Source organism: Pantoea sp. PA1 (genome assembly GCF_056856975.1).
The window spans coordinates 233,892-250,919 of the sequence record NZ_JBXGEE010000001.1; the positions used below are offsets into that span (position 1 = coordinate 233,892).

Annotated in this window: 17 protein-coding genes; 5 read left to right on the plus strand and 12 right to left on the minus strand. The window is 60.1% G+C overall.

Annotation, left to right across the window (positions count from 1 at the left end; genetic code table 11):
- Positions 1–39: 39 nt before the first annotated feature.
- Positions 40–909, plus strand: a complete 870-nt coding sequence (locus AC1V0D_RS01290; RefSeq protein WP_009091617.1) for a LysR family transcriptional regulator — start codon at positions 40–42, stop codon at positions 907–909.
- Here AC1V0D_RS01290 and ybaK read toward each other — a convergent pair.
- The 3 genes from ybaK to copA form a co-directional block, all read right to left on the minus strand.
- Entirely contained in the window at positions 906–1,385 is a 480-nt protein-coding gene (gene ybaK, locus AC1V0D_RS01295; RefSeq protein ID WP_426607403.1) for a Cys-tRNA(Pro)/Cys-tRNA(Cys) deacylase YbaK, read from the minus strand. The two genes, AC1V0D_RS01290 and ybaK, sit on opposite strands and share 4 nt — an antisense overlap.
- 175 nt (positions 1,386–1,560) lie before the next feature.
- The gene (locus tag AC1V0D_RS01300) at positions 1,561–2,364 is read right to left on the minus strand and encodes a TraB/GumN family protein (RefSeq protein ID WP_337021348.1); all 804 of its coding nucleotides are present in this window, start codon (positions 2,362–2,364) and stop codon (positions 1,561–1,563) included.
- Positions 2,365–2,435: 71 nt separating this feature from the next.
- Positions 2,436–4,949 carry a copper-exporting P-type ATPase CopA gene (copA, locus tag AC1V0D_RS01305; RefSeq protein WP_482906885.1) on the minus strand — a complete coding sequence of 838 codons (2,514 nt, stop codon included), beginning with the start codon at positions 4,947–4,949 and terminating at the stop codon, positions 2,436–2,438.
- A 97-nt stretch (positions 4,950–5,046) separates the two neighbouring features.
- On the opposite strand from copA, the gene cueR reads away from it, so the two are divergent.
- On the plus strand, positions 5,047–5,451 hold the full coding sequence (cueR, locus tag AC1V0D_RS01310) for a Cu(I)-responsive transcriptional regulator (protein WP_009091609.1): 405 nt from the start codon (positions 5,047–5,049) through the stop codon (positions 5,449–5,451).
- Here the strand turns inward: cueR and AC1V0D_RS01315 are convergent.
- The 5 genes from AC1V0D_RS01315 to tesA all read right to left on the minus strand — a co-directional run bounded on the left by AC1V0D_RS01315 (position 5,439) and on the right by tesA (position 9,224).
- On the minus strand, positions 5,439–5,885 hold the full coding sequence (locus tag AC1V0D_RS01315) for an NfeD family protein (protein ID WP_325937024.1): 447 nt from the start codon (positions 5,883–5,885) through the stop codon (positions 5,439–5,441). The two genes, cueR and AC1V0D_RS01315, sit on opposite strands and share 13 nt — an antisense overlap.
- Positions 5,885–6,799 (minus strand): SPFH domain-containing protein, encoded by a 915-nt coding sequence (locus AC1V0D_RS01320; protein ID WP_482906886.1) that lies wholly within the window; start codon positions 6,797–6,799, stop codon positions 5,885–5,887. The genes AC1V0D_RS01315 and AC1V0D_RS01320 overlap by 1 nt, the downstream gene beginning before the upstream one ends.
- Before the next feature lie 57 nt (positions 6,800–6,856).
- Positions 6,857–7,714 carry a co-chaperone YbbN gene (locus AC1V0D_RS01325; RefSeq protein ID WP_009091602.1) on the minus strand — a complete coding sequence of 286 codons (858 nt, stop codon included), beginning with the start codon at positions 7,712–7,714 and terminating at the stop codon, positions 6,857–6,859.
- 79 nt (positions 7,715–7,793) lie between these two features.
- A complete protein-coding gene (locus AC1V0D_RS01330) occupies positions 7,794–8,567 on the minus strand; it encodes an SDR family oxidoreductase (protein WP_046101375.1) in 774 nt (257 codons plus the stop codon).
- A 30-nt stretch (positions 8,568–8,597) separates the two neighbouring features.
- Positions 8,598–9,224 carry a multifunctional acyl-CoA thioesterase I/protease I/lysophospholipase L1 gene (gene tesA, locus AC1V0D_RS01335; protein WP_482906887.1) on the minus strand — a complete coding sequence of 209 codons (627 nt, stop codon included), beginning with the start codon at positions 9,222–9,224 and terminating at the stop codon, positions 8,598–8,600.
- Between tesA and ybbA the strand changes: the two genes are divergently transcribed.
- Complete coding sequence (ybbA, locus tag AC1V0D_RS01340; protein ID WP_009091595.1) at positions 9,192–9,878, plus strand: putative ABC transporter ATP-binding protein YbbA; 687 nt, start codon at positions 9,192–9,194, stop codon at positions 9,876–9,878. The genes tesA and ybbA overlap by 33 nt on opposite strands.
- Positions 9,875–12,292 carry a putative ABC transporter permease subunit YbbP gene (ybbP, locus tag AC1V0D_RS01345; protein WP_482906888.1) on the plus strand — a complete coding sequence of 806 codons (2,418 nt, stop codon included), beginning with the start codon at positions 9,875–9,877 and terminating at the stop codon, positions 12,290–12,292. Before ybbA ends, ybbP begins: the two co-directional genes overlap by 4 nt.
- A 77-nt stretch (positions 12,293–12,369) precedes the next feature.
- Here ybbP and purK read toward each other — a convergent pair whose 3' ends face one another.
- From purK to ppiB, 4 genes are all read right to left on the minus strand, one after another.
- Positions 12,370–13,434, minus strand: a complete 1,065-nt coding sequence (purK, locus tag AC1V0D_RS01350) for a 5-(carboxyamino)imidazole ribonucleotide synthase (RefSeq protein WP_058956345.1) — start codon at positions 13,432–13,434, stop codon at positions 12,370–12,372.
- Positions 13,431–13,937, minus strand: coding sequence for a 5-(carboxyamino)imidazole ribonucleotide mutase (purE, locus tag AC1V0D_RS01355; protein WP_154927996.1), 507 nt, complete (start codon positions 13,935–13,937; stop codon positions 13,431–13,433). The genes purK and purE overlap by 4 nt, the downstream gene beginning before the upstream one ends.
- A 130-nt stretch (positions 13,938–14,067) precedes the next feature.
- Positions 14,068–14,784, minus strand: coding sequence for a UDP-2,3-diacylglucosamine diphosphatase (gene lpxH, locus AC1V0D_RS01360; RefSeq protein ID WP_482906889.1), 717 nt, complete (start codon positions 14,782–14,784; stop codon positions 14,068–14,070).
- The gene (ppiB, locus tag AC1V0D_RS01365) at positions 14,784–15,278 is read right to left on the minus strand and encodes a peptidylprolyl isomerase B (RefSeq protein ID WP_009091583.1); all 495 of its coding nucleotides are present in this window, start codon (positions 15,276–15,278) and stop codon (positions 14,784–14,786) included. The genes lpxH and ppiB overlap by 1 nt, the downstream gene beginning before the upstream one ends.
- A 212-nt stretch (positions 15,279–15,490) precedes the next feature.
- On the opposite strand from ppiB, the gene cysS reads away from it, so the two are divergent.
- Positions 15,491–16,876 (plus strand): cysteine--tRNA ligase, encoded by a 1,386-nt coding sequence (gene cysS, locus AC1V0D_RS01370; RefSeq protein ID WP_167428997.1) that lies wholly within the window; start codon positions 15,491–15,493, stop codon positions 16,874–16,876.
- The last annotated feature ends 152 nt before the right edge of the window (positions 16,877–17,028 follow it).

A 17,028-nucleotide genomic window follows, 5' to 3' on the forward strand; every position in this document is an offset into this window, starting at 1 on the left:
AGATAAAATGAACACCTATCGGAAAAAGCGATGGATCGAATGCGATACTCCCCGGAATCCCTTGAGGCTTTTATGCAGACGGTGGCGAGCGGCTCCTTTTCTGCGGCTGCGCGCGCGCTGGGCAAAAGCCAGTCCACCATCAGTGCAGCGGTGGCCAGTTTAGAAGACGATCTCGGCTTTGCGCTGTTTGACCGTGCCGGTCGTCAGCCCATCCTGACGGAACAGGGGCACCGCGTGCTGCCTCAGGTTCAGCAGATTCTGGCCGCCAGTGAACGGCTGGATGCGCTGGCGATACGCCTGTCGCAGGGGGTTGAGCCCCGGCTCAGTTTTGCCATGTCCGATTTCTGGCAAACCGATCATCATGAACAGCTGCTGAAACAGCTTGATGCCCGCTACCCGGAGCTGGAACTGGAGTGCATGATTGCGGAAGATGAGGATGTGCTGGACCTGCTGCAGGCCGGGCGGGTTCATCTGGGCGTCGTGCGGGCGCAACCCAATCTGCCGGTGGATATCGCGGTGGCGCGACTGCAGGTTGAAGCACAGATGGCCATCTTTTTACATCGCGATCACCCGCTGGCACAGGCGGAGATCCTCAGCGAAAGCCAGCTGGAGCCGGTTCGGCATCTGCGGCTTAACACCTGGGTTGAAGCGCACCAGCCGAAACCGATGGGGCGTATCTGGTCTGCGCCCACCTATCTGTTACTGCTGGAGATGGCGGAACAGGGATTTGGCTGGACGATTCTGCCGCGCTGGCTGGTGAAACAATTCGGGCATGGTGTGTTGAAAGAGCTGTCGCTGCCGGGCTGGCCGCAGCATATCGCTGTTGAGGTGGTCTGGTCACGCCGCACGCCACCCGGTCCGGCGGGGCGCTGGATGATCGACCAGCTCTGCGCTCAGCCACGGGTTTAATCGTGGCGGGCAATATCCGCAAACGGCGCATCCAGCAGTCGTGAAAGATCGCCGGGTGCCAGTTCGATATCCAGCCCCCGTTTGCCGCCGGAGATAAACATGGTGCTGAACGCGCTGGCGGAATGATCGATGACGGTAGGCAGCCGCTTTTTCTGTCCCAGCGGGCTGATCCCCCCCACCAGATAGCCGGTGACCCGTTGTGCCAGCTGCGGGTCGGCCATATCCGCTTTTTTTGCGCCCAGCGCCTTTGCCACCTTCTTCAGATCCAGCTGCGTCGAAACCGGCGTAATCGCCACCGCCAGCTGCTTCGCCTCGCCGTTAAGGGCGACCAGCAGCGTTTTATAGACCTGGCGGGCATCCAGATTGAGCTTGCGCACCGCTTCGTCTCCAAAATGGGTTTCGTTGCTGTCATGCTCATAGGGATGCAGGGTAAAACTGACCTTCTGTTTTTCCAGCAATTTTACGGCGGGCGTCATACGGGTTCCTTACTCAGAAAAATCTTATTACGCTTAATGATGGAAAAAGGTGGCGGAATTTTGTTCTTTGAGTGAAAATTGGCCGCGCGCCAGCAATTCGGTTGCTGAGCGATAACCAAAATCATAAACAAATTCCTCTTTGACGAGCCGATAATCTTATCGGCTCTCTTTTTTTTCAGGGCCTCTTCAGCATCTCAGGCAGGTTATCTTCGCCATAGAGGTGCAGCGCCCCCACCGCCACCACATAGTTGCCCGCCGCCAGACTCTGCAGGCTTTTACACCACTGCGCATTACGCTGACCGATCAGGGTATCGTTCAGCGTCTGGCTGAACGTGGAGGGCAGGGTGATATCTGGCTGACGGGGTGGCGTATCGAGCCACCAGCTCACCATCATCTGCAGCAGCCGGGCATTGGTGTGCCAGTGCAGCAGCGTATCCTGTAACAGGGCCATACCGTCATCGGGCAGCGCGGTCAGCAGGGCGATCTGCGCATCGGCGCCTTCCAGCTCAATCACCGGTTTGTTCAGACCTTTCGCGGCCTGCAACAGCTGATAATCAATGCCGTAATCTGGCCGTAATCCCAGCCTCTGCGCCTGCTGTGCCTGTAACATCAGCGCCACCTGCCACGCAGGCAGATGATCAAACTGGCTCAGCGTCAGACTCATCTCCTGACAGAGTGCGCTGAGCCTCTGCATCGCCTGGTCATCGAGCCGGGTGGCGAGGGCAGGGCGATCGCCAGCGTGATCAAAGGGTGAGCCGCCCTGGGTAATATCCGCTTCCACAATCAGCGCATCCGCCTGCTGCAGCTGACGCAACAGGCGGGCGGGCAGCGGCTGCATGTCGCGGGTCCCCATGTGGATGCTGCCAACCAGATGCAGCTGACGGTCGCCAAGCCGGACATCCATTGCCGGCCAGCGGTAACTGGCGGGGAAAAGCTGGCCGATAAAGCCGCGCAGTGAGCGCCAGAGGTTGCCTGTCATTCCCGGTCCTTTGCGATGTAAAACCCCATGCTAGCGACTTCGGCAAGGGAAAAACAGCGCCGGAACGACGATCACGGGCGCGGTGGCCGGTAACGCAGCAGGCGATTGGCATTGCTGACCACCGTAATCGAGGAGAGCGCCATCGCCGCACCGGCCACAATCGGACTGAGCAGCGTGCCGGTCAGCGGATAGAGCACGCCTGCCGCCACCGGAATACCGATGCTGTTATAAACAAAGGCTCCGAAGAGGTTCTGCCGGATATTGCGCAGTGTCGCCGATGAGAGGGCTAGCGCATCCGCCACGCTGTTAAGGTCAGCGCGCATCAGGGTAATCCCTGCGGTTTCGACAGCCACATCACTGCCGCCGCCCATGGCAATACCCACGTCGGCCTGCGCCAGCGCGGGCGCGTCATTGATACCGTCTCCGACCATCGCCACGCGATGCCCCTGCTGCTGTAACTGGGTAATCGCTGCCGCTTTGCCTTCCGGCAGAACGCCTGCAATGACCTCGTCAATGCCCGCTTCGGCAGCAATGGCGCGCGCGGTCGTTTCGTAGTCCCCGGTCAGCATCATCAGACGATAACCCTGCTGATGCAGTCGCTGGAGGGCGGCCCGGCTTTCCGGTCGCAGCCTGTCGCGCAGCGCGATTAATCCGACCAGCTCACCCTGTTCAGCCAGCAACACAGGGGTGACGCCCTGCTGCGTCAGGCGCACAATCTCTGCTTCCGCTATCCGGCAATCGACGCCGTTCTCCTGCATCAGTGCCGCATTACCCAGCAGCAGCGTTCTGCCATCCAGTATGCCGCTGACACCTTTGCCGCGTATTGTACGAAATTGCGCAACGGCAGGAGGCTGAGTCAGTTTCGCTTCAGCCACAATCGCTTTGGCCAGCGGATGCCCGGAGGTAAACTCCAGCGCGGCGGCGGCTGCGATCACCGATTCCCGGCTGGCTGTGCCCCAGGCCTGAACATCGCTGACCTGCGGCGTACCCGCGGTCAGGGTGCCGGTTTTATCAAATACCAGGGTGTCGATCTGGCTGGCGCGTTGCAGCGCATCGGCGTCACGAACCAGCACGCCCAGCTCAGCGGCGCGACCCACACCGGCAATGATCGACATCGGCGTCGCCAGTCCCAGTGCGCAGGGGCAGGCGATAATCAGCACCGTCGTCGCAATCACCAGCGTGTAGGCAATCTGCGGCTGTGGCCCGAACAGATACCACACGGCAGCGCTGAGAAGCGCAATCACCACCACCACCGGCACAAAGATGGCAGAGATGCGATCGGCCAGCCGGCCCACGTCGGGTTTACTGCTCTGTGCCTGCCGCACCAGCCGGATAATGCGCGACAGGGTCGTCTGCTCGCCGGTGGCTTTCGCGATGAACTCCACCGATCCATCCTGCACCAGGGTTCCGGCAAAAATCGCCGCACCCGGGCTTTTACTTTGTGGCACCGCTTCGCCGGTCAGCATCGCCTCATCAAACCAGCCTTCACCGCTGGCGATGTCGCCATCGACCGGCACCCGGTCGCCCGTGACCAGACGCAGCCGCATGCCGGGCTGCACCGCGCTGACCGGTATCAGCTGGTCACCCTGTTCGCCGACCTGGCGCGCCTGAGCCGGGGTCAGATCGAGCAGGCGCTCCAGCGCTTCTGACGAGCGCTGACGTGCGCGCTGCTCCAGGGCATGGCCCAGGTTGATCAGGCCCAGAATCATGACGCTGGCTTCAAAATAGAGATGGCGGGCCTGCGGCGGGAAGAAGCCCGGCCAGAGCACCACACTGAAAGAGTAGATCCAGGCCGCACTGGTGCCGAGTGCCACCAGCGTATCCATGGTGGCACTGCCGTTGCGCAGACTGCGCCAGGCACTGCGGTAAAAATGGCTGCCGGTAAGCACCATGATCAGCAGGGTAAGGCAGCCCAGCGTCAGCCAGAGAGTGTGGTTGCTGTCGGTGAGCATCATGTTGTCGCCCACCATGCCCCAGATCATCAGGGGCACGCCAAAGGCCAGCGCGACAGCCGCCTGCCAGCTAAAGCGGCGCATCGCGCTGCGGGCGCTCTGCTGCTGCTTTTCGCGCCGCTCCTGTTCATCATCAACCACCTGCGCGCCATAGCCTGCGGCATCGACAGCGGCCACCAGCGACTGCGGATCAGCATCACCCAGCACCAGCGCGCTGCGTTCACCGAGATTGACCCGCGCCTGAGTGACGCCGGCAACCTGCTGCAGTGCTTTTTCTACCCGGCTGACACAGCTGGCGCAGCTCATCCCGTCGATCAGCAGCACATGAGTGGGAGCGGTTTTTTCTGCCGGATGCGAGGCATTATCCGTTGTCAGCGCCTCCGGCGGCGGCTCCGATGCTGTCAACGGTTCAGACTTTGGGAAGGTGTCCGCCGGTTTCAGCGTCGCGTGATAGCCTGCCTGCTCCACGGTGGCGATCAGCGCAGCGGCCTCGGCGTGACCGGAAACCTGGGCTTCCTGCAGCGTGACTTCCGCGTGGTCGACGTCGTCGCGCTGTTCCAGTGCCTCTTTCACGCGTTTGACGCAGTGTCCACAGGACAAGCCGTCCAGGGCCAGGGAAAGGGTATGTGACATAATCAGCTCCTCAGGTGAACATATTTGACCGTTAAGCCAGTTTCGATTCATGCTTAAGCATAAACCTTCCATCAAGGGGAAGGTCAAGGGGATGAAAATGAACATCAGCGATGTGGCGAAAAAGACCGGGCTGACCAGCAAGGCGATCCGTTTTTATGAAGAGAAGGGGGTGGTCACGCCGCCAGTGCGCAGTGAAAATGGTTACCGCAGCTACAGCGGACACCACCTTGATGAGCTGAACCTGTTACGTCAGGCGCGGCAGGTGGGCTTTACGCTGGATGAGTGCCGTGAGCTGGTGGCGCTGTTTAATAATCCCTCGCGCCACAGTGCGGATGTTAAAGCCCGAACCCTGCAGAAAGCCGAAGAAATAGCCGCGCACATTGAAGAGCTGCACGCGATGCGGGCTCGTCTGCTGGCACTGGCAGACGCCTGTCCGGGCGATGAGAGCGCCGAATGCCCGATTATCAACAATCTGGCCGGGTGCTGCGCTCAGCGTGGCTGAATACGCAGCGTAATGCCTTCAATGCCAACCACGATCACCGGTGTGCCCGCCGGCAGATCCCGATCGGCCTCCACCCGCCAGCTGCTGTCTCCGATGCGCACGTGTCCGGTACGATTCTGCAAAGGGGTATCCAGCGTCAGGGTCGAGCCGATCATCTGACGACCCCGCTGATTCAGCGCATTCGGAGCCTGATGCGCTTCGCGGTGACGCATCCAGCGATACCATAAGAAGACGCAGACCAGCGTCAGCACAGCAAAAGTTGCCCCCTGTGCCGTCCAGCTGAGCGGAACAAACCATTCAAAGACACCGACCAGCACCGCCGCCAGCCCGATCCAGAGCAGATAACCGCTGGTGCCCAGCATCTCCGCCGCCAGCAGTAATCCTCCCAGCGTCAGCCAGAACCAGTGCGGATGCGCAATGATATCGACCAGCATCAGCGTTTCGACTCAGAGCGGGTTTCTTTCAGCAGTTCGCCGATGCCCGCAATCGAACCGAGCAGGCTGCTGGCATCCAGCGGCATCATCACCACTTTGCTGTTATTGCCTTCGCCGATTTTCTGCAGTGCATCGGTATACTTCTGCGCGACGAAATAGTTGATCGCCTGAATGTCGCCCGCGGCGATCGCTTCAGAGACCATTTTCGTGGCGTTGGCTTCCGCTTCTGCCTGACGTTCACGCGCTTCAGCCTGCAGGAAGGCCGAGGTCCGTTCCCCTTCGGCCTTGAGGATTTGCGACTGCTTATCCCCTTCAGCCCGCAGGATAGCCGCCTGACGCACCCCTTCGGCGGTCAGGATATCAGCGCGTTTGGTGCGCTCCGCTTTCATCTGCGCATTCATCGCGCCAACCAGCTCCTGCGGTGGACGGACATCGCGGATCTCTATACGGGTAATCTTGACGCCCCACGGATTGGTCGCTTCATCCACAATGTGCAGCAGGCGGGTGTTAATGCTGTCGCGCTGAGAGAGCATTTCATCCAGCTCCATGCTGCCCAGCACGGTGCGCATGTTAGTCATGGTGAGATTCAGAATCGCCTGCTCAAGATTGCTGACCTCATAGGCGGCGCGCGCCGGGTCAACGACCTGAATAAAGCAGACCGCATCGATGGTGACGTTAGCATTGTCTTTGGAGATGATCTCCTGGGAGGGGATATCCAGCACCTGTTCCATCATGTTGATCCTGCGACCGACACGATCCATGAACGGCACCACTAGGCTCAGTCCGGGTTGCAGGGTGCGGGTATAACGGCCAAAACGTTCAACCGTCCATTGAAAACCTTGTGGCACGACCTTGACTGTCGCCCAGACAGCCACCAGTGCCAGCACAATCAGGGCAGGAATTACTGTTATCATACAACCTCCGCATTGTCAGAATAACGGGCCGAGTCGCTTCGGCCCGGGGTCTGCCGGTCAGTAAAGCAGGGAGTAAAGCTGACGACGGTAGCGCGCGGCAAGTGCATCGCCGGTGCCCAGCGCAGCCAGAATCTCCTGCAGCATTTTACGCGCCTGGCCATCCGCTGCATTCAGATCGGATTTCAGGAAGCTGAACAGCAGTTCCAGCGCCTCTTCATTCCGGCCCACCTGATGCAGCTGTAACGCAAGTTTAGCAGCCAGCCCGGCGTTAGCCGGCTCCGCTTCCAGCTGGGATTGCAGCTGCTGGATCTCCGGCGTGTCCGCCGCCTGTTTCAGCAGATCGATCTGCGCCATCAGGCTCTGATAACGGGTATCCTGATCCTGCAACGGCACCACTTTCAGCACCGCTTCCGCTTCATCGCTGCGGTTCAGCGTAATCAGTACGTCCGCCAGCAGGAAGCCGATTTCGCTGGACTGTTTACTTAATTGCCACGCCTCTTTCAGCAGCGGCAGCGCTTCCAGCGGTTTACCTTCCTGCATCAGCGCCATCGCCTGCTGGGCTTTCAGCTCTTCTTCGCGCGGCAGGACTTTTTCCAGCAGGGCGCGGATCGCCTCTTCCGGCTGCGGACCCTGGAAGCCGTCGACCGGCTGACCATCCTGGAACAGGTAGACGGTCGGGATAGAGCGCAGACCAAACTGCGCCGCCACGCGCTGCTCTCTGTCGCAATCGAGTCGGGCGAGAATAAACTGACCCGCATACTCCTGCGCCAGCCGCTCCAGCAGCGGCGTCAGTTCCTGACAGTGCTGGCTGCGCTCAGACCAGAAGTAGAACAGCACCGGCAGCTGCATCGACTGCTCAAGGGTCTGCTGCAGGTTAGATTCGTTGATGTCGATGATCGAAGCATGTGGTGACATGGAGAAGTCTCTTTGCAAAAAGTGTTCTAAGAATATGGGGCCAACGGGCCCGGCTTCAAGCGCTAATGCCTGCGGCTGATTAATGGCTGCGCAAAATGCGATCCAGCATCCAGCCAGGCAGCAACCGTTTCAGCAGGCTCATCACGTGTGCGACCAGGGTCACCGGATAACGTAAACGGGGATGCTGACTCTCGAGTGCGTGACGAAGTTTCGGCAGAATGGCTTCCGGTGGCAGGGTAAAACGGGCCGCGATGCCGGGATTGCGCACCGGATTGTGCTGTTCGCCCTGCGTCACGTTGTCGGTAAAGCGGGTCTGGATCGGGCCGGGCTCAATCAGGCTGACCCGGATGCCGCTGCTGCGTACTTCCAGCCGCAGCGCATCGCTCCAGGCTTCCAGTGCATATTTACTGGCGGCATACGCCCCGCGGCCGGGGGTCGAGATCAGTCCCAGCACCGAACTGGTGTTAACAATGCGTCCGTCGCCGCTGGCCTGCAGCGCGGGTAACAGCCGCAGCGTCAGCTGATGGACACCGAAAAAGTTGCTGGAAAACTGCTGTTCCAGCTGCTGGCGGGTCAGCGTCCGAAGCGGGCCATAGAGGCCAAAGCCGGCGTTGTTAAACAGCGCGTACAGACGGTTGTCGCAGAGTGCAATGACCGTGTCTGCGGCCTGATCCACGCTCTGCGGATCGTCAAGATCCAGCTGAAGTCCGGTAAAGCCCAGCGAACTCATGCGCGCGACATCGTCTGCTTTGCGACAGGCGGCGATCACCCGATAGCCGCGTGCCAGCAGATCCTGTGCGGCGACCAGGCCGATGCCACTGGAACAACCTGTAATCAGGATGGTTTTTTGCATTTCTTTACCCTTTTTGCCTATCCGGTCGCGCTACGGCTGCTTAACTAAAGGGGCCAGCTCTTTCGCCATGAACCGGGCGATAAAAGGCTGGGCATCGGGATTGGGGTGGATGCCGTCCTGCTGCATCCATTCAGGTTTCAGATAGACCTGCTCCATGAAGAAGGGCACCAGCGGAATATTGTGTTGCTGCGCTAATCCCGGGTAGATGCCGCTGAACGCCTCGGTGTAGCGGCGACCATAGTTGGCCGGCAGGCGAATCTGCATCAGCAGCGGTTTCGCATTGGCGGCTTTGACATCTTCGATCACCTTACTCAGCGTCTGCGTAATGGTCGCAGGCGGGAAACCACGCAGGCCATCGTTACCGCCCAATTCGATTAACACCCATTGCGGCTGATGCTGTTTTAATAGCGCGGGCAGACGCGCCAGCCCCTGAGCGGACGTATCTCCGCTGATACTGGCGTTGATGACTTCAGGCTGCTGCTGCCACTGCTTGTTAAGCAGGCTGGGCCAGGCGGCCGTGGCGGGCATACGATAGCCCGCACTCAGGCTGTCGCCCAGCACCATCAGGGTATCGGCAGCCGCAAACCGCGACACCAGCAGAAGAACCAATAACAGGAAGGGATAATGCCAGCGGAAAACATTGTTGAAGTTCATCATCTTACTAAGTCCGTCGGTCAGGGAGAGCATCAGTTAACCATCCTTACCGGAGTTGAGCTGGTTGTCAAACCAGCTGAGACCATTGCGCTGATAGGCGAGTCAGGTTCCGGTAAGTCAACGCTGCTGGGCATTCTGGCGGGGCTGGATGATGGCAGCAGCGGCGAAGTCCATCTGCTGGGGCAGCCGCTGCACCAGATGAACGAAGAGCAGCGAGCGGCCCTGCGCGCCCGGCAGGTCGGCTTTGTTTTTCAGTCTTTTATGCTGGTGCCAACCCTCAACGCGCTGGAGAACGTGCAGCTGCCCTCGCTGCTGCGTGGCGACAGTGACCGTCAGAGCCGTGAACAGGCGCGTGAACTTCTGACGCTGCTGGGGCTGGGGGAACGTCTGCACCATCTGCCGGCTCAGCTTTCCGGCGGCGAACAGCAGCGGGTCGCGCTGGCACGCGCCTTCAGTGGGCGGCCGGGTCTGCTGTTTGCCGATGAGCCGACCGGCAATCTCGACCGCAAAACCGGCGATCGCATCGCCGATCTGCTTTTTTCCCTTAACCGTGACTTTGCCACCACCCTGATTCTGGTGACACATGATGAGCAACTGGCGGCGCGCTGCGACCGTCGTCTCCGGCTGCGTGACGGTAAATTGTGGGAGGAGCAATGATCTGGCGCTGGTTCTGGCGCGAGTGGCGGTCGCCCTCGCTGCTGATTGTCTGGCTGGCCCTGACGCTGGCGGTAGCCTGCGTGCTGGCACTGGGATCGATCAGCGATCGGATGGAAAAAGGGCTGAATCAGCAGAGCCGTGATTTTATGGCGGGTGACCGCACGCTGCGCAGCACAGATGCGGCACCGGAAGCCTGGCTGGAGAAAGCGCAGCAGAGCGGTCTGACGGTCAGCCGTCAGCTGACCTTTATGACGATGACCTTTGCCGGTGAGTCGCCTCAGCTCGCCGCCGTGAAAGCGGTAGACGATCGCTATCCGATGGCTGGCACGCTGCAGACAGCCCCGCCGGGGCTGAAACCGCAGGCGGGCACCGCCCTGGCCGCGCCGCGTCTGATGGCGCTGCTGAATCTGAAAGTGGGCGATATGCTGGACGTGGGGGACACCCGGCTGCGGATAACCGGGGAGCTGATCCAGGAGCCGGATGGTGGCTTCAACCCCTTTGAAATGGCGCCGCGTCTGCTGATTAATCTGGCGGATGCCGCAAAAACCGATGCAATTCAGCCCGGCAGTCGCCTGACCTGGCGCTATAAGTTTCTGGGTAATCCTGAAGCGCTGGCCCGCTATGACCGCTGGATTGAACCGCAGCTGAAAACGGACCAGCGCTGGATCAGCGTCGACAATTCCGAAGATGCGCTGGGGCGATCCATGCAGCGGGCGCAGCAGTTTCTGCTGCTCTCGGCGCTGCTGACGCTGATGCTGGCGATAGCCGCCGTGGCGGTCGCCATGAGTCACTACTGTCGCAGCCGCTACGATCTGGTGGCGGTGCTGAAAACCCTGGGCGCTACGCAGGGCGCATTGCAGCGCCTGATTATCGGTCAGTGGCTGGCTGTGTTGCTGCTGGCGGCGATAGCCGGTGGCCTGGTGGGGCAGGGCGTGGAAGCAATGCTGATGGCGATGCTGAAACCGGTCCTGCCCGCCAGCTTACCCGCCGCCAGCCTCTGGCCGTGGATCTGGGCTGTGGGATCGCTGTTTGTGATTTCGCTGCTGGTCGGCCTGCGCCCCTACCGGCTGCTGCTGGCGACGCAGCCACTCCGCGTTCTGCGGCGTGATGCAGTCGCCAGCCTCTGGCCGCTGAAAATCTATATTCCGCTGATGGGCGGCGTGGTCGTTGCGCTGCTCGCTCTGCTGGTCGGCGGCAGTAAAATGCTCTGGGCGCTGCTGGCAGGCGTGGTGGTGCTGGCGGCACTGCTGGCCCTGCTCGGGTGGGGAACCCTGCTGCTGCTGCGCCGGCTGGTGGTGCGCAATCTGGCGTTACGGCTGGCTATCAACCGGTTGTTGCGCCAGCCCGGCATGACGCTGAGCCAGCTCGCGGCTTTTTCGTTCTCGTTTATGCTGCTGGCACTGCTGCTGGTGATGCGCGGCGATCTGCTGGATCGCTGGCAGCAGCAGCTACCGGCGGACAGCCCGAACTTCTTCCTGCTGAATATGACGGCCGATCAGGTGCCGCAGGTGCGCGATTTCCTGCAGTCGCACCAGATCAGGCCCGAAACCTTTTATCCGATTGCACGGGTGCGGCTCACCGGACTTAATGGCAAACCTGCCGACCCCGAACGGGATAACGCTCTCAACCGTGAACTTAACCTGACGGCCCTGGCGGAGCGCCCGGATCACAATCCGCTGGTGGCCGGCAGCTGGCCGCCTGGCGCGGGTGAAGTATCGATGGAAGTGGAACTGGCGGACAGGCTGGGCCTGAAGCTGGGTGATACCCTGACATTTGAAGGCGATACGCAGACCTTCAGTGCCCGCATCAGCAGTCTGCGCAAAGTGGACTGGGAGAGCCTGAAGCCAAACTTCTTTTTTATCTTTCCACCTGGGGCGCTCGACAGCCAGCCTCAGACCTGGCTCACCAGCTTCCGCATGGCGTCCGATCCCGCTCTGCTGGCCGCGCTTAACCGGGCCTTTCCGACGCTAAGCCTGCTGGATATCGGCGGCATCATGCGGCAGGTCGGTCAGGTGCTGACGCAGGTCAGTCAGGCGCTGGAGATTATGGTGGTGCTGGTCACCGCCTGTGGCATCCTGCTGTTGCTGGCGCAGATTCAGGTCGGTATGCGCCAGCGTCGTCAGGAGCTGGTGGTCTATCGCACGCTGGGTGCCGGCAGGCGACTACTGCGCACCACGCTGTGGTGTGAGTTTGCACTGCTGGGGGTAGTTTCAGGTGTGGCGGCGGCCATAGGCGCGGAGGCGGCGCTGTGGGGATTGCAGCGTAAGATTTTCGACTTCCCGTGGCAGCCGGACTGGACACTGTGGCTGGCGTTGCCGTTGTGCGGTGCCCTGCTGTTATCGCTGTGCGGCGGCTGGCTGGGGATCCGGTTACTGAAAGGAAAGGCGCTGTTCAGGAAGTTTGATGCGGCGTAAGGGATAATGGCTTAAAGGCGGCACCAGGCCGCCTTTAAGCTTCATCCGGACCGTACCCGCGAGCGGGTAACGGGGAACTACAGTTTTTCAACGGCCCAGGCGATGCCGCTGGCATACTCTTCCGGTAACTGCGGTACCAGCGCATCCAGCGCGGCCTTAAGCCGTTCTGCATCGCTGTCGGTCAGATTGAGATGACCCACCTTACGGCCCGGACGTACCTCTTTGTCATACCAGTGCAGATGCACCAGCGGCTGCTGCAGCCAGCTGAGGTTCACCGCAGTGCCGATCAGATTGACCATCACCGACGGGGCAAACACCACCGGCTGCGGCAGGGGCAGGCCAAGAATGGCACGCAGATGCAGCTCAAACTGGCTGACTGACGCGCCGTTCTGCGTCCAGTGGCCGCTGTTGTGCACACGCGGAGCCAGCTCGTTGATCAGCAGTCCGGCAGGCGTAACAAAACACTCCATCGCCATCACGCCCACGTAATTCAGCGCCTGCATGATCGCACTCAGCATCGCCTCGGCCTGCTGTTGCTGCGCCTGATCTGCCTGCGGCAGCGCCACGCTGGTGCGCAGTATGCCGTCCTGATGCAGGTTATGCGTCAGCGGATAGAACACAACGTTGCCATCGTGGCCGCGTGCGCCTACCAGGGAGACTTCACCGGAAAAGTTAATGCCCTGCTCAACGATGCAATCACCGTAGCACTCCTCCGGCAGGGTGTGCGTCTCACCGGCGCGCAGACGCCACTGACCGCGCCCGTCGTAACCCCCGGTGCGGCGTTTTACAATGGCCAGTTCGCCCAGCGAGTTAAACACCGCCGGCCATTCGCTTTTATCCGCCAGCAACTGCCACGGCGCGGTGGCGAGCCCCAGCTCATCCAGCAGCTGTTTCTGCGTCAGGCGGTCGGCCAGACGTGGAAAAATATCGCGATTCACAAAGGCCGGATGACGGGCCAGTTCCCGCGTCAGCGCCGTTTCCGGCCAGCGCTCGATTTCGGCGGTGATCACGCTGTCGGCGATAGGAAGCGCGGCAGGGTCGGCGTCCAGACCCACCGGATAGACCGCAATGCCCAGCGGTTCACCGGCCTGACGCAGCATACGGCCTAACTGGCCGTTGCCCAGAACGCAGACCGGCTTCATGCATCCACCCGCGGATCGGGATGGTTCAGCACCTCATCGGTCTGGCTCTGCCGCCAGTGATCGAGACGTGACCCCAGCGCGCCGTCATGCAGGGCCAGAATCTGCGCCGCCAGCAGGGCGGCATTGGCTGCGCCCGCTTTGCCAATTGCCAGCGTACCGACCGGAATACCGCGCGGCATCTGAACAATCGAGTAGAGGCTATCCACGCCGCTCAGTGCCGCGCTCTGCACCGGTACACCCAGTACCGGCACCAGGGTTTTCGCCGCCAGCATACCCGGCAGATGTGCCGCGCCACCTGCGCCGGCAATGATCACCTGAAAACCGTTATCGGCTGCCGATTCGGCGAAGCTGAACAGTTTATCCGGGGTGCGGTGCGCAGAGACCACTTCGACATGAAATGGGACGTCCAGGCTGGTAAGGATTTCAGCGGCGAACTGCATGGTGGCCCAGTCACTTCTGGAACCCATGACAATGGCGATGCGGGCCGGGGCGTTGGATGACATGCGGTCAACTCCTGTGAATGAACAAACAGACCTGGCCGGGCGGACAGGTTTTGAAGGGCACAGAGAATAGCATGAGAAGGGCGCAAGGAAAACGGTTGCGTCGAGCTGATATCGGGGATTTACCCGCCGGTTAAAAGTCGAAATCGATAAGCTGAATGCCAGCAGCGTCAAGCTGGATCATGGAGCCGCGGCTGTGCCAGGCGCCGAGTACCGCGCGTTGCGCCGTCTCACTCTGCAGGGTCAGCGTATGAATCGCCGGACGATGGGTGTGCCCGTGGATCAGCAGCGGCACCTGATGGCGCTGCATCGTCGCGACCACCGCATCCTGATTCACATCCATGATGCTCTGTGATTTGTGCTGATTAGCCTGTTTACTGTCGGCGCGCATCCGGGCAGCAATGCGTTTGCGGACCCACAACGGCAGGGCCAGAAACAGCCGCTGAATCCACGGATTGTGCACTTTGGCGCGAAAGCGCAGATAACCGGCGTCATCGGTACAGAGCGTATCGCCATGCATGATCAGCAGGCGATGGCCATACAGCGTCAGCACCTGTTCTTCCGGCAGCAGCGTCATCCCGCTGGCGCGCGCGAAGTGTCGGCCCACAAGGAAGTCGCGATTGCCGTGAATAAAGTAAACCGGAACCGGCAGGGCGCGCAGGGCGCTGGCCACCTGCTGATGCAGAGGATTGGGATCGTCGTCGCCAATCCAGGCCTCAAACAGATCGCCGAGAATATAGAGCGCGTCGCAGTGGGGCGCTTCGCGCTGTAAAAAATGCAGAAAACCGGCGGTAATCGCCGGTTCTTCCTGACACAGATGGAGATCTGCGATAAACAGGGTGCGCGACATTACTCGCTGACGGTCACTTTCTGGATAACGACGTCATCTTTCGGTACATCCTGATGCATGCCGCTGCGACCGGTAGAGACCGCTTTGATCTTCTCGACTACATCCATGCCTTCAACCACTTCAGCGAATACGCAGTAGCCCCAGCCCTGAACGCTTTCGTCACGGAAGTTCAGGAAGTCGTTGTCAGCCACGTTGATGAAAAACTGTGCCGTCGCGGAGTGCGGCGCAGAGGTGCGAGCCATAGCCAGCGTGCCTTTGGTGTTTTTCAGGCCGTTGTTCGCTTCGTTTTTGATTTCGTCTTTGGTCGCTTTCTGTTTCATGCCCGGCTCAAAGCCGCCGCCCTGAATCATAAAGCCGTTGATTACGCGGTGAAAAATGGTGTTGTCGTAAAAACCTTCACGGCAGTAATCCAGGAAGTTCTGTACGGTTGCTGGCGCTTTATCATCGAAGGTTTTGATTACGATATCGCCATGGTTCGTCTGGAAAGTTACCATTTTTGTCGTCCTGTAAAGGTTGTGATCAGTAGCCGGGGTCGCTCTGTCGGATGGCGTCCCCCTTTTTGTCGACCGTTCTTATATCATAATTTCCAATGACGCGTCAGCAGCACGGCGCAGTTGGCTTGCTTTGCGTCGCGCGAGCGATAAAAATACGGCACAATGTCTGGATACTTAAAAGTGTCAACCACACGCGAAAACGGAACCGTTCAATGCTTAAGATTTATAACACCCTGAGTCGACAGAAAGAGGAATTCAAACCCATTCATGCCGGGAAAATCGGCATGTATGTTTGCGGCATCACGGTGTATGACCTCTGTCACATTGGTCATGGGCGGACGTTCGTGGCGTTTGACGTGGTGGCGCGCTATCTGCGCTATCTGGGTTACCAGCTCAATTATGTGCGCAACATTACGGACATTGATGACAAAATCATCAAACGCGCCAATGAAAACGGCGAGAGCATCGAAACCCTGACCAACCGCATGATTGGCGAGATGCACAATGACTTCGCCGCGCTGGGGATTCTGCCGCCGGATCAGGAGCCGCGTGCGACCCGCCACATCCCGGAAATCATTGCGCTGGTGGAGACGCTGATCGCCCGTGGTCACGCCTATGTGGCAGATAACGGCGACGTGATGTTTGATGTGCTGAGCGATCCTGACTACGGCGCGCTGTCGCGCCAGGATCTGGAACAGCTGCAGGCAGGCGCACGGGTTGAAGTCGCTGACGTGAAGCGTAACCCGATGGATTTCGTGCTGTGGAAGATGTCTAAAGCGGATGAACCGGCCTGGTCATCACCGTGGGGCAACGGTCGTCCTGGCTGGCACATCGAGTGCTCGGCCATGAACTGCAAACAGCTGGGCAGCCATTTCGATATTCACGGCGGCGGCTCCGATTTGATGTTCCCGCACCATGAAAATGAAATCGCCCAGTCGGGCTGTGCCCATGACGGTCCGTACGTTAACTACTGGATGCACTCCGGCATGGTGATGGTTGACCGTGAGAAGATGTCTAAGTCACTCGGCAACTTCTTCACCGTACGTGATGTGCTGCAGCACTATGACGCGGAGACGGTGCGTTACTTCCTGATGTCCGGTCACTATCGCAGCCAGCTCAACTACGGCGAAGATAACCTCAATCAGGCACGTGCGGCGCTGGAGCGTCTCTATACGGCGCTGCGCCACACCGACAGCAGCGTGCCAGCCAGTGGCGGTGAAGCGTTTGAAGCGCGTTTCCGCAGCGCAATGGATGATGACTTCAATACCCCGGAAGCCTACTCGGTGCTGTTTGATATGGCGCGTGAAGTGAACCGCCTGAAAAGCGAAGAGGGCGCTTCAGCGCATGGACTCGCGTCGAAGCTGCGTGAGCTGGCCAGGGTGCTGGGTATTCTGCAGCAGGACCCGGAGCTGTTCCTTCAGAGCGGCGCGCAGGTGAATGATGAAGAGGTTGCCGAGATTGAGCATTGGGTGAAAGCCCGTGCCGATGCGCGCGCGGCCAAAGCCTGGGCGGAAGCGGATATCGCTCGCGACAAACTGAACGCGCTGGGCGTGATTGTTGAGGATGGGCCTCAGGGCTCCAGCTGGCGTCGAAAATAAACCGGAGAGGGCGAGCAATCGCCCTTTTTTATTATGACGATTGAGCAGATCGAGATTCGTGGCTTCCGTTCAGTCCGTAACCTGAGGCTGATTGCGCCGCATACGGCAGTGAATCATATTGCACGGGAACAGCGGGAAGGGGAGAGACGATG

Bases quoted from the DNA above. Each gene is read 5' to 3' on its own strand.
- AC1V0D_RS01325 (WP_009091602.1), bottom strand. From the start codon at position 7,714: ATGTCACCACATGCTTCGATCATCGACATCAACGAATCTAACCTGCAG.
- cueR (WP_009091609.1), top strand. From the start codon at position 5,047: ATGAACATCAGCGATGTGGCGAAAAAGACCGGGCTGACCAGCAAGGCG.
- AC1V0D_RS01300 (WP_337021348.1), bottom strand. From the start codon at position 2,364: ATGACAGGCAACCTCTGGCGCTCACTGCGCGGCTTTATCGGCCAGCTT.
- lpxH (WP_482906889.1), bottom strand. From the start codon at position 14,784: ATGTCGCGCACCCTGTTTATCGCAGATCTCCATCTGTGTCAGGAAGAA.
- ybbP (WP_482906888.1), top strand. From the start codon at position 9,875: ATGATCTGGCGCTGGTTCTGGCGCGAGTGGCGGTCGCCCTCGCTGCTG.
- copA (WP_482906885.1), bottom strand. From the start codon at position 4,949: ATGTCACATACCCTTTCCCTGGCCCTGGACGGCTTGTCCTGTGGACAC.
- AC1V0D_RS01330 (WP_046101375.1), bottom strand. From the start codon at position 8,567: ATGCAAAAAACCATCCTGATTACAGGTTGTTCCAGTGGCATCGGCCTG.
- AC1V0D_RS01290 (WP_009091617.1), top strand. From the start codon at position 40: ATGCGATACTCCCCGGAATCCCTTGAGGCTTTTATGCAGACGGTGGCG.
- purK (WP_058956345.1), bottom strand. From the start codon at position 13,434: ATGAAGCCGGTCTGCGTTCTGGGCAACGGCCAGTTAGGCCGTATGCTG.
- tesA (WP_482906887.1), bottom strand. From the start codon at position 9,224: ATGATGAACTTCAACAATGTTTTCCGCTGGCATTATCCCTTCCTGTTA.
- cysS (WP_167428997.1), top strand. From the start codon at position 15,491: ATGCTTAAGATTTATAACACCCTGAGTCGACAGAAAGAGGAATTCAAA.
- ybbA (WP_009091595.1), top strand. From the start codon at position 9,192: ATGCCAGCGGAAAACATTGTTGAAGTTCATCATCTTACTAAGTCCGTC.
- ppiB (WP_009091583.1), bottom strand. From the start codon at position 15,278: ATGGTAACTTTCCAGACGAACCATGGCGATATCGTAATCAAAACCTTC.
- AC1V0D_RS01320 (WP_482906886.1), bottom strand. From the start codon at position 6,799: ATGATAACAGTAATTCCTGCCCTGATTGTGCTGGCACTGGTGGCTGTC.
- ybaK (WP_426607403.1), bottom strand. From the start codon at position 1,385: ATGACGCCCGCCGTAAAATTGCTGGAAAAACAGAAGGTCAGTTTTACC.
- AC1V0D_RS01315 (WP_325937024.1), bottom strand. From the start codon at position 5,885: ATGCTGGTCGATATCATTGCGCATCCGCACTGGTTCTGGCTGACGCTG.
- purE (WP_154927996.1), bottom strand. From the start codon at position 13,937: ATGTCATCCAACGCCCCGGCCCGCATCGCCATTGTCATGGGTTCCAGA.